The 10,328-nt window shown below is 35.8% G+C and carries 17 protein-coding genes and 1 pseudogene; 12 read left to right on the forward strand and 6 right to left on the reverse strand.

Annotation, left to right across the window (positions count from 1 at the left end; genetic code table 11):
- The 3 genes and pseudogenes from AC1DJR_RS08700 to AC1DJR_RS08710 form a co-directional block, all read left to right on the forward strand.
- A pseudogene (locus AC1DJR_RS08700) lies at positions 1 to 111 on the forward strand (ABC transporter substrate-binding protein); the annotation flags it as partial.
- A gap of 11 nt (positions 112 to 122) precedes the next feature.
- Complete coding sequence (locus AC1DJR_RS08705) at positions 123 to 887, forward strand: ABC transporter ATP-binding protein (protein ID WP_016102906.1); 765 nt, start codon at positions 123 to 125, stop codon at positions 885 to 887.
- Positions 880 to 1,686, forward strand: a complete 807-nt coding sequence (locus tag AC1DJR_RS08710; protein WP_477002402.1) for an ABC transporter permease — start codon at positions 880 to 882, stop codon at positions 1,684 to 1,686. The genes AC1DJR_RS08705 and AC1DJR_RS08710 overlap by 8 nt, the downstream gene beginning before the upstream one ends.
- A 34-nt stretch (positions 1,687 to 1,720) precedes the next feature.
- On the opposite strand, the gene AC1DJR_RS08715 is transcribed toward AC1DJR_RS08710, so the two are convergent.
- Entirely contained in the window at positions 1,721 to 1,948 is a 228-nt protein-coding gene (locus tag AC1DJR_RS08715) for a hypothetical protein (protein WP_002089142.1), read from the reverse strand.
- 264 nt (positions 1,949 to 2,212) lie between these two features.
- Positions 2,213 to 3,322 carry a recombinase family protein gene (locus tag AC1DJR_RS08720; RefSeq protein WP_429691661.1) on the reverse strand — a complete coding sequence of 370 codons (1,110 nt, stop codon included), beginning with the start codon at positions 3,320 to 3,322 and terminating at the stop codon, positions 2,213 to 2,215.
- A 93-nt stretch (positions 3,323 to 3,415) separates the two neighbouring features.
- Here AC1DJR_RS08720 and AC1DJR_RS08725 point away from each other — a divergent pair, with 93 nt between their 5' ends.
- Entirely contained in the window at positions 3,416 to 4,084 is a 669-nt protein-coding gene (locus AC1DJR_RS08725; protein ID WP_477002403.1) for an HAD family hydrolase, read from the forward strand.
- A 52-nt stretch (positions 4,085 to 4,136) separates the two neighbouring features.
- Here AC1DJR_RS08725 and mutTA read toward each other — a convergent pair whose 3' ends face one another.
- Together mutTA and AC1DJR_RS08735 are read right to left on the reverse strand one after the other, a co-directional pair.
- Positions 4,137 to 4,616 (reverse strand): antimutator 8-oxo-(dGTP/GTP)ase, encoded by a 480-nt coding sequence (mutTA, locus tag AC1DJR_RS08730; RefSeq protein WP_002015736.1) that lies wholly within the window; start codon positions 4,614 to 4,616, stop codon positions 4,137 to 4,139.
- 84 nt (positions 4,617 to 4,700) lie between these two features.
- A complete protein-coding gene (locus AC1DJR_RS08735; RefSeq protein WP_002089150.1) occupies positions 4,701 to 5,018 on the reverse strand; it encodes a hypothetical protein in 318 nt (105 codons plus the stop codon).
- Positions 5,019 to 5,101: 83 nt separating this feature from the next.
- On the opposite strand from AC1DJR_RS08735, the gene ytzI reads away from it, so the two are divergent.
- The 5 genes from ytzI (at position 5,102) to AC1DJR_RS08760 (ending at position 6,551) form a co-directional block, all read left to right on the forward strand.
- Complete coding sequence (gene ytzI / locus AC1DJR_RS08740; RefSeq protein WP_477002404.1) at positions 5,102 to 5,251, forward strand: YtzI protein; 150 nt, start codon at positions 5,102 to 5,104, stop codon at positions 5,249 to 5,251.
- A gap of 1 nt (position 5,252) precedes the next feature.
- Positions 5,253 to 5,483 carry a YczI family protein gene (locus AC1DJR_RS08745; protein WP_477002405.1) on the forward strand — a complete coding sequence of 77 codons (231 nt, stop codon included), beginning with the start codon at positions 5,253 to 5,255 and terminating at the stop codon, positions 5,481 to 5,483.
- A gap of 25 nt (positions 5,484 to 5,508) precedes the next feature.
- Complete coding sequence (locus AC1DJR_RS08750; RefSeq protein ID WP_429686640.1) at positions 5,509 to 5,721, forward strand: DUF3953 domain-containing protein; 213 nt, start codon at positions 5,509 to 5,511, stop codon at positions 5,719 to 5,721.
- 340 nt (positions 5,722 to 6,061) lie between these two features.
- Positions 6,062 to 6,295, forward strand: coding sequence for a hypothetical protein (locus AC1DJR_RS08755; protein ID WP_477002406.1), 234 nt, complete (start codon positions 6,062 to 6,064; stop codon positions 6,293 to 6,295).
- 25 nt (positions 6,296 to 6,320) lie between these two features.
- Positions 6,321 to 6,551, forward strand: a complete 231-nt coding sequence (locus AC1DJR_RS08760) for a YczI family protein (protein WP_131246909.1) — start codon at positions 6,321 to 6,323, stop codon at positions 6,549 to 6,551.
- Positions 6,552 to 6,672: 121 nt separating this feature from the next.
- On the opposite strand, the gene luxS is transcribed toward AC1DJR_RS08760, so the two are convergent.
- Positions 6,673 to 7,146, reverse strand: coding sequence for an S-ribosylhomocysteine lyase LuxS (gene luxS, locus AC1DJR_RS08765; protein WP_193662760.1), 474 nt, complete (start codon positions 7,144 to 7,146; stop codon positions 6,673 to 6,675).
- A gap of 128 nt (positions 7,147 to 7,274) precedes the next feature.
- Between luxS and yidD the strand changes: the two genes are divergently transcribed.
- Positions 7,275 to 7,511: a membrane protein insertion efficiency factor YidD gene (gene yidD, locus AC1DJR_RS08770; protein WP_002112460.1), complete on the forward strand. Its 237-nt coding sequence runs from the start codon at positions 7,275 to 7,277 to the stop codon at positions 7,509 to 7,511.
- Here yidD and AC1DJR_RS08775 read toward each other — a convergent pair.
- Positions 7,508 to 8,071: a beta-class carbonic anhydrase gene (locus tag AC1DJR_RS08775; protein ID WP_193662761.1), complete on the reverse strand. Its 564-nt coding sequence runs from the start codon at positions 8,069 to 8,071 to the stop codon at positions 7,508 to 7,510. The genes yidD and AC1DJR_RS08775 overlap by 4 nt on opposite strands.
- A 224-nt stretch (positions 8,072 to 8,295) precedes the next feature.
- On the opposite strand from AC1DJR_RS08775, the gene cydA reads away from it, so the two are divergent.
- The gene (gene cydA, locus AC1DJR_RS08780) at positions 8,296 to 9,645 is read left to right on the forward strand and encodes a cytochrome ubiquinol oxidase subunit I (RefSeq protein ID WP_477002407.1); all 1,350 of its coding nucleotides are present in this window, start codon (positions 8,296 to 8,298) and stop codon (positions 9,643 to 9,645) included.
- Positions 9,635 to 10,328, forward strand: a 694-nt coding sequence (cydB, locus tag AC1DJR_RS08785; protein ID WP_477002408.1) for a cytochrome d ubiquinol oxidase subunit II, incomplete at its 3' end; no start/stop codon positions are given. The genes cydA and cydB, both read left to right, overlap by 11 nt.

Genomic DNA, 10,328 nt, shown 5'->3' on the forward strand with positions numbered 1-10,328 from the left:
GAATGGAAACAACTCCAAACGATTATGAAAGAATCTGATGAATTACAAAAAGAAGTTCCACATGAAGCGCTCGTCAATACAAAAATTGCCGAAAGCGTTATTAAGAAATAGAGGCGAAGTGTATGAGCTTTTTACAAATACGTAACGTTTCTCACTGCTTTTTTGCAAAAGAAAATGCCAAACTTATTCTTGAAGATATGAGTTTGCAAGTAGACGAAGGCGAATTTATTTCAATCCTTGGTCCAAGTGGTTGCGGAAAAACAACGCTCCTCTCCATCATCGCAGGGCTACTTGATCCAATTGAAGGTATCGTATTTTTAGATGGTGAACCGATTACAACTAAGACCCCCTCTATGGGCTATATGCTCCAGCAAGATTACTTGTTTCCGTGGAAAACAATTGAAGAAAATATTATGCTCGGACTTCATATTCGGAAGGTTTATGATGAAAATACGAAAGAACATACATTAAAGCTTTTAAAACAAGTCGGCCTATATGATATAGAACAGCAATACCCTCGTGAACTATCCGGTGGTATGCGCCAACGTGCTGCACTCGTTCGAACATTAGCGACCGACCCAAAAATTTTATTGTTAGATGAACCATTTTCCGCTCTTGATTATCAAACAAAATTAAAACTAGAAGATCTCGTCTTCACATTACTACGTAACTATAAGAAAACATCCTTACTTGTGACACATGATATTGAAGAAGCAATTGCGATGAGTGATCGTATTTATTTRCTGCAGGCGAACCCTGGAAAAATTGCAAAAACRTTCATCGTCCCAGAAAGTATYCGTTCCTTATCRCCRTTAGAAGCACGCCACCACCATGACTTCCCATCCCTCTTCCAAGAAATATGGAAGGAGCTGGAACGACTTGGATAATATAAAACAACTACATGAACAGTTTCGAAAAAAAGAAAGACAACATGCATGGTTAGCTCGCTCTTTACAACTTGTACTTCTTGTTCTTTTCTTTGCACTATGGGAAATAGCTAGTAAAAAAGAATGGATTGATCCTTTACTCTTTAGCTCTCCTTCAAGTATTTGGGAYCTCTTCTTAACGAAATCGATTGACGGTTCACTTTGGATTCACATATGGACGACATTACTTGAAACMGGARTAGGYTTCATTCTCGGAACTGTACTCGGAGCTATTATCGCTACTCTCCTTTGGTGGATGCCACTTTTAGCTCGTGTACTCGATCCATATCTCGTCGTCCTAAACGCAATGCCAAAAGTGGCACTTGGTCCAATCATAATTGTAATTTTCGGACCAAATATTTCATCTTCTATCGCAATGGGGGTAATCATCTCCATCATCATTACCATTCTCGTTATTTACAGCGCATTTCAAGAAGTCGATTCCAACTATGTAAAAGTCATGGATACATTTGGATCCACTAAATGGCAATGCTATAAGCACGTTATTCTCCCTTCATCYTTCCCTGCAATTATTTCAACGTTAAAAGTRAAYGTTGGCTTATCATGGGTCGGTGTTATTTTCGGRGAACTCCTCGTTTCTAAACAAGGACTTGGCTATTTAATTAGCTATGGATTCCAAGTCTTTAACTTCACACTTGTCTTACTCAGTGTATTGCTCACTTGCGTCCTCGCAACTCTTATGTATGTATTTGTCGAGGCATTTGAAAAAATCCTTGTTGGAAAACGAAAAAAAAGCTGACTTAGAGCGATCTGCCAGAGTCAGCTTCTTTCTTTTATCTTTTGTCACACATTTTCGAATCATCTGTAACATTCCCATTAGCAACCGTAACTGTATGGAAACAATCTTTCACACGCACCGTAACGACATTATCTTTTCGATCAATAATATGATAATCATTAAACTCTTTATTTAATGCACTACGAATTTGCTCCCCTTCAAAAATCGGAAAACCGTGAGACATTACCCAAATGAGACCAGCAACAGCAAGAATCGTTTTCATACGTTTCATTACCTCCTCGAGAGTAAACTTATAGCCCCTATACTATGCGCATTATAATTGTGTCTAATTTGTGACGTTTTTATACTAATTCTATTTTAATGATTCAGTTCCTTCTTCTTTTTTTTAAAAAGACAGAATTTTCAATTTTACCAACATGAAGAAACGCAAAGAACAGAACGTCCTCGCGTTTTTATTTGATCGACCAAAAATATATCGAACATAAATCCAATTTTATTGACTTACCAACAAATAATTACCACTAAACTATGACTGCTCTATATCCCTTGAAACATCATATAATCCAGCTAACACTTCCGCTCTCATTTTTACAAGCTCGGGGAATTGATAGAAGAAGGCAATTTTTTTATATTTTAATTCTGTTCCTTCTTTTACCTTTTTTGAATCTTGTAATATAAACGCTGTAAATGTATCTGCGATATCTTCCGCTACATTTGTCGTTCCATACAGTGAAACAAACTCACTATGCTTTTCCTTAAAAAATCCAATTTGAGCTTCTTCGCTTTCTTCCACTTTCTTTTCTGTCCACTCCTGGTCAATTGGTTTCCAGAAAGAATTATAAAATTGATTTATATAAGAGCTCTCCTTCGCACATCCTTCTTGTAAGAAAAGATATTTACATTTATTTTGGTATGATGAAATATCTTTATCTTCTTCAAAAGCCTTTAAGTACTTTTCATTTACTGGTATTTGTTTATGTCCCAGCGTCAATACGTGAGCCGTCTCATGTATTAATGTTTTCATCACTTGATCGATATTTACTGCAGAATCAAGCGTATCTAAACTAATGGTCCACTCTTTCGGATACTCCATACTCGGCATAACATGAGCCACAATTCCATCGTATCCATCTGTTACCATATCAAACTCTTTTATGTCAGTGCGATACTTAGCAGGAATAAGAGTGCTATACATCTCCCATAACGATTCATGATAATCCCTATCTTGACGTTGCTTTAATACTTCTTCTTTCGCGTCCTTATCCTCCACAAAAGCCTTATTCAATCGTTTGCGGTCTAGTTTATCGAAATAAGGATCTACAATTTCATCACCATCGATATAATAAGAAGCTAAAAAGAAATAATTTTCATCATCCTTTTTTTTCATTTCTGCTTCTTTCATATCGTTACTTGAATGTCCTTCTAAATCATAATCCTCTAGTACTTCAAGTTCTGAAAGTCCATCTATCTTTTTATATACTTTTTGAAGTGTTTTATCACCTATTTGTGTGCATTCTTCTGTCGTTTCGCACACATCCTTTTTCTCTCTTTTCAAAGTTTGCTCCGACATATCACATCCAGCTACTAAGCCCGTTGAAATCATAAAACACATTAACTTGCCATACAGTTTCTTCATACGCACCTCCATTATTCCATTCTACAAAAATATCATAATCATTTTTTAACGAATATGCGATAATTAATTATAAAAGCTGTATGGAGGTTTCCCATGATTCGAGCAGTCTTATTTGACTTAGATGGAACACTATTAGATCGTCGCCAATCTCTAGAGCAATTTATTCGTGATCAATATAATCGCTTCGCCTTTCATTTGATAAACATAGAAAAATCCGAGTATTGCTCTCGTTTTCTCGAACTCGACAATAATGGTTACACGTGGAAAGATAAGGTATATTCCACTCTCCTTTGCGAATACAATATCACCACTTTAACGCAAGAGCAACTGCTACACGACTACATTACAAACTTCCAACATCATTGTATTCCTTTCCAAAACATGCATGAACTACTTCAACAATTAAAACAGCGAAACATTAAAATTGGTATTATTACAAACGGCTTTACTAAATTTCAGATGAGCAACCTTCGAGCACTAAACATACATACGTATACAAGCACGATTCTTGTTTCAGAAGCGGAAGGAATTAAAAAACCACATCCTGAGATTTTCGAACGAGCTTTGCAAAAGCTAAACGTAAAAGCAGAAGAATGCCTTTACGTTGGAGACCATCCAGAAAATGACGTAATAGGAGCTGAACAARTAGGSATTCTTGGCGTTTGGAAGAGAGATTCATTTTGGGGTGACTTTGAACATTCACGTGTGGTGGATGATTTATTAGAGGTGCTTTCGTTTTTAGAAGTGGAGAATAGCCCATAATGTAAAGATATATTCATACCATTTTTTTGGAACAAAAAAGAAACCGGCCACTTTACTTCGTAAARCARCCGATTTCTTCTATATGTTTCATYGTACGCGCTAATACATCATCGCGCATAATAAAGCTAAATTTTCTATCAGTTTTAATATTATCAGGAATGTCTTTTAATAAAACAGACCCTTTCGTTTCTTCGTAATGCGTATGCTGCTCTACCGCACTAATTGTTGCAAAATAAATGTTTTTAATGATTATTTTGTCTTTTCCGGATACTTTGTATTGCCCTAAGTAAGTTAAATCAGAAACTATGCCGCCGGTTTCCTCATGAACTTCTCGAACTGCCGCTTCTTCCGGTGTTTCCCCGAGTTCTACTTTACCACCTGGAAATTCAAGACCACGGCGTAAATGATGCGTTAATAACCATTGATCCCCGTACCGGCATACAACCCAAACATGCTTTGGCTCAGGAGAAAATGGGTAACGTTCAAACGATAATTGTACAGTGTTGTGGTAATAATCTTTAAATTTGTACATGCCATTACTCCCCTATTGATGATTACAAGTTTTTCCTACCACAAATTGTAGCATATTCTCGCTTTTCTGCATAATATTATCCAATTACAATCCATTGATTATTCCCATTTGTGCGACTAATTCTTTCGTTTCATGATTCCCTAGATCATAAATCATTTTATATGCTTTTTGTAGTTGTTCATCATATCGATCATTATTCGAATCGTGATGATACTCAACGAATGGAACGTGGGAGCGTACATACGAACCTAAGTCCTCTTCATACGCTTGATCAAAATACTCTCTTAACTCCGTAATCTCTTCGTCATTTGCATAAATTTCAAAATTATACGTATCCGCCGTCTTCACTTGCGAAATTTGACCATTTCCAACTGATATATAATATGTTTTTTTATTCTCCATGTAACACCCTTCTTTCATCCTTTTAATTTCTATTGTTTTCATCAATTACAAAATTATGTAAAATAAAGAAAAGGAGGGATTTCATGCTCAAAATATTAATTATCGGCATTATAATCGTACTGATCGTATTAGTACTCTCCGTTATGACGATTAATAAAGGCTATTCTTACAAACATTYGATTGATAAACCAGAAGATAACCCTTACTCGAAAAATAATAAGGAGGAATCATAGTATGCTTCGTATACTTCGCATCGTAATCGCACTCACTGTGATAATTATGTCGGCAATTGGGCTCTATACAGGTCAAAATAACTTTCTACCACTTTCACAATTTCTATTAGGAGCTTTAATGTTTCTCATCGCAATTGAGCAAATAAAAAAGAAGAATTCAGGARCCGGATTTATTTGCATTGTTGCTGGAGCTTTCATTTGGATTGTTCTCATCATTACATACATAAAATAGAAGGAGGGTCTTTTATGCTGAAAGGATTACTTTATCACTTATTGCTTTATCTATAGCAATCTATAGCTTTTTTACTAGTAATAGGGAAATCATGCCTTATATGTTCATCTTTTTAGGGGGGATGGCTTTCATTATTAGTATAGAGGAAATCTTAAAACAGCAAAAAGGTGGTAGCATACTTGCTCTGTTAGCAGGAGCTGTTGCTTTATTTCTTGGCTTCTCAGAAATATTTCGATAAATAGTCTCTTTAAAGGAGGAATTCGATGCTAACTGGAATACGCTATTTTTTCATGCTTCTCACAATCTCTCTTTGCACTTATTCTCTTGCTACCGATAATTTCACACTTCTCCCATACATGCAATTTGCTCTCAGTTGTTTCTTTATTCTTCTAGGAATTAATGAACTGAAATCCGGAAGAAAATCAATGGGTATCTCGCATTTTTTCGTTTCTAGTCTTATGCTCTTCATTGTAATATCGAACTACCTTCGTTACATGTAGAATGAAACTTTAAATACCAACTACGAACTGTTATTACATTGAAGGCTAATTTAAAACTACAAGAAGATAGGTGGTAGTATGCTAAAAATATTTCGCATTATATCCGCTCTTATCGTCATCGCTCTCGCTCTATCCGGAATATTTACAAACGCACTTGTTATTATGSCCTATATGCTTATCGCCTTATCTATTATGACTTTCATCATGAGCGCAGAAGAAAAACAGAAACAAAATAAAGTAAATAGTACAATCTCTTTCTTTTCTGGCGTCTTTACTTTAATTATKGTCATTCTTATTCTTGTCTCTCGATAACAATACTTCTACTAAGGAGGATTTCATGTTAAAAAACTTTCGAATTATAATAGCTACTATTGCCCTCATTCTCGCTCTACTTAACCTCTTTGCAAACCTCTCTATGCTTTTACCATTCGTATTTATCCTTTTAAGTATTATGTTTATCCTTTTTGGAATTGATGAAATAAAAGAGCAGCAAAAAGCAAAAGCATTTGTTTATTTTCTCGGTTCTGTCTTTATTTTATATGTTGGAGTGTCTAGTATACTTTCATAAAAGAAGAGCAAGTTTTCTCTTAACAAAATAAAAAAGAAAACTGCCCTTTCACAGGCAGTTTTCTTTTTTATCCCTCTATTTGTAGGCAATAAGACTCTCACCCACTGATTAAAGTATCACTTTATCCAAATACTTTCTCAAGTTCATCTTTATCTTGGCTTAGCCAGAAGTTCATTAAGCGTTGTGCTCCTTCTAAGTCGTGAAGCTTCGCTTGGCCACATTGTGTTTCATTTGCAGCTGGAATTTCTGTAATTTGAACCGCATCTTTTAATGTTAGTTCTAATAAATCAATGATTTCTCGAACCGTCGGTGTTCCGCTTACTACAAGATAATATCCTGTTTGGCAGCCCATTGGCGAAATATCAATAATGTCAAAATGCGGATAACGATCAATATATTTACGTAAATTAAATGCTAATAAATGTTCTAACGTATGAATCACATCTGGTTTCATCGTTTGTTTATTCGGTTGGCAAAAACGAATATCAAATTTATTTACAATACCGTCACTACCTACATTGTGAACTCCGCAATGTCTTACATAAGGCGCCTTTACAATYGTATGRTCTAATTCAAAGCTTTCTACTGATGGCATAYAACATCTCTCCCGCTTTTAATTTAATTCCGTTATATCCAATATGATATAACGGAAWTYMRYATTAGTAAAGAATTATGTACGGTCGTGCTATAATACTTTAAGACTATGCTGAAAAGGAGACYATTATGAAACAGATTTTTATCGGTATTATACGCTTTTATCAAAAGTTCATTTCTCCGATGACACCGCCAACGTGCCGCTTTCATCCGACTTGCTCTCATTATGGATTAGAAGCGTTTCAAAAACACGGTGCCTTCAAAGGATTTTGGCTTACATGTAAGCGTATATTAAAATGTCACCCTTTCCATCCAGGAGGATTTGATCCTGTCCCAGATAAAAAGGATGACAAAGTAAATTCTTAATTGTCGTAACCATTCACAACTAAATCTAATTTTCCTGTGTCAGGATCTATAACAAGACCGTGAACAGGTACTTCTTCCGGAAGTAACGGATGGTTGCGAAGTATTGACACACTATGTTCTACACTTTCTTCTACACTAGAGAACCCTTGTAGGAATCTTTCTAAATCGATTCCAGAATAACGAAGTGTATCTAATTTCTCTTCTGTTACGCCGCGCTCTTTCATTTTCTCAATTGTACTGCTTGCTTGAATTTTTGCCATACCACAATCATGATGACCGACAACACATACTTCTTCGGCACCAAGTTCATATACAGCGACTAAAATACTACGCATAATACTTCCGAATGGATGTGAAATAACAGCGCCTGCTACTTTAATAATTTTTACATCACCGTTACGCATATTCATAGCTTTCGGTAATAATTCAACAAGACGAGTATCCATACAAGAGATAATTACCATTTTTTTATTTGGAAATTTTCCTGTTTCATACTCTTCGTATTTTTTCTCTTCAACGAATTTTTCATTGTATTGTAAAATCTCTTCTAATGACTTCATAGTAAAGAACCCTCTTTTCTCTCATTTACATTACATATGTAGTGTACCAAAATTTGAAAAACTCAAAAAGGATATTGCTTTATAGTAAAAATAGGATATTTTCAGATAATCGACATAATTCTTTCAAAATATACACACACCTTTGTAACAAGTCTCACATACTTTAAACGTTTTTTCACTATAAACTGATTGTAGATAATGTAAAAAAGGAGTGAATATTTATTATGTCCGACGTTCTGTTACTAAGTCGTTTTCAATTTGCAATTACTATTTTTTATCACTTTTTATTTGTACCTTTGACAATCGGACTTGTTATTTTAGTAGCATGTATGGAAACTCAATACGCCCGCACATTGAATCCAACATACCGCAAAATGGCAAATTTCTGGGGAAAACTTTTTACAATTAACTTCGTAATGGGGATTATAACTGGGATTACGATGGAATTCCAATTTGGAACAAACTGGTCTGAGTACTCCAAATATATGGGAGATATTTTCGGATCACCTCTCGCAATCGAAGCACTCGTTGCCTTCTTCTTAGAATCTACTTTCATGGGAATATGGTTATTCGGTAAAGACAAAATCTCACCAAAGTTCCGTGCTTTCTGTATGTGGATGGTTGCACTTGGAACAAATATTTCCGCCCTTTGGATTATTACAGCAAACGGCTTTATGCAAAACCCAGTTGGCTACGTCGTACGTAACGGCCGCGCTGAATTAAATGATTTCTGGGCACTTGTTACAAATCCATATGCGTGGAACATGTTCTTCCATACGGTAATTGGTTGTTATATCGTTGGTGCTTTCTTCGTTATGGCAATTAGTGCCTATCATTTATTACGTAAAAACGAAATGGAATTCTTCAAAAAATCATTTAAATTTGGTTTAATGTTAGGTTTATTCGCCGCAACAATTACACCATTTATGGGCCATCAATCCGGTGTATCAGCTGCTAAATATCAACCAGCAAAAGGAGCTGCGATGGAAGCTGTTTGGGAAACTGGAAAAGGACAAGGCTTCYCAATCATTCAAATTCCTGATGTGAAAAACGAAAAGAACTTTGAATTCCTTACTATTCCAAAACTCGGAAGTTTCTTCTATACAAACTCATTTGATGGAGAAATTGTTGGTTTAAAAGATATTCCAAAAGAAGATCGTCCAAATGTTAACCTCGTGTACTATAGCTTCCGCTTAATGGTTGCACTTGGTATGTTCTTTATGGCATTAACTTGGTACGGTTTCTATTTAAACCGAAAAGGAAAACTAGAAAACTCAAAACGTTATTTAAAAATTACAATGTGGTCTGTTTTACTTCCATATATCGCAATTAACGCTGGCTGGATTGTCGCTGAAGTAGGTCGTCAACCGTGGACAGTTTATAAACTAATGCGTACAGCAGAATCCGTGTCACCTATATCAGTTCCACAAATTTGGTTCTCATTAATTAGTTTAATATTGTTCTACACTTTRCTCTTAATTGCAGAYGTATACTTAATGCTGAAGTTCGCGAAAAAAGGACCCGCTGCATTAGAAGAACCTGCTACTGAAGGAGGTACAGCTCATGTCTCATGATATGCTTGCAATTATCTGGTTCGGTTTATGGGGCGTAATTTGGACAGTTTACTTCATTCTTGATGGCTACGCACTCGGTAACGGGATGATTTTCCCATTCGTTGCGAAAGACCGACAAGAACGAAATCAATTACAAGAAGCAATTGGTCCATTCTGGGGTGGTAATGAAGTATGGTTAATTACAGCTGGTGGTGCAACATTTGCTGCCTTCCCAATCACATATGCAAATATGTTTAGTTACCTATATACACCACTGTTTTTAGTATTACTTGCACTATTTGCTCGTGCCGCTGGACTTGAATTTATGCATAAAGACGATTCACCAATTTGGCAAAAAACTTGTAAATGGGCATTTACAAKTGGTAGTTTCCTAATCGCCTTCTTATTCGGCGTTACATTCGCTAACCTGTATTACGGGCTGCAAATCGGAAAAGATGGTTATGAAGGAACTTTACTTAGCTTACTAAACCATTATGGTATTTTAGGTGGTCTTTTCTTCACTGCTATATTCGTCGTATCTGGTGCCCTTTGGATTATGATTAAAACAACTGGCGAAGTATCTGATCGTGCTTATAAAATCGCAAGACCATTTTCAATGGCAGCTGCTATCATTTTAGCTATCTTCTATGTCGCAACTGCAAATCGTACAAATTTATTCCAAAACTTCACGGAATATCCTGTAC

Source organism: Bacillus sp. 05T31 (genome assembly GCF_056396725.1).

Bases quoted from the DNA above. Each gene is read 5' to 3' on its own strand.
- AC1DJR_RS08760 (WP_131246909.1), top strand. From the start codon at position 6,321: ATGTTAAAAAACTTTCGAATTATAATAGCTACTATTGCCCTCATTCTC.
- AC1DJR_RS08775 (WP_193662761.1), bottom strand. From the start codon at position 8,071: ATGAAGTCATTAGAAGAGATTTTACAATACAATGAAAAATTCGTTGAA.
- AC1DJR_RS08715 (WP_002089142.1), bottom strand. From the start codon at position 1,948: ATGAAAACGATTCTTGCTGTTGCTGGTCTCATTTGGGTAATGTCTCAC.
- yidD (WP_002112460.1), top strand. From the start codon at position 7,275: ATGAAACAGATTTTTATCGGTATTATACGCTTTTATCAAAAGTTCATT.
- AC1DJR_RS08735 (WP_002089150.1), bottom strand. From the start codon at position 5,018: ATGGAGAATAAAAAAACATATTATATATCAGTTGGAAATGGTCAAATT.
- AC1DJR_RS08720 (WP_429691661.1), bottom strand. From the start codon at position 3,322: ATGAAGAAACTGTATGGCAAGTTAATGTGTTTTATGATTTCAACGGGC.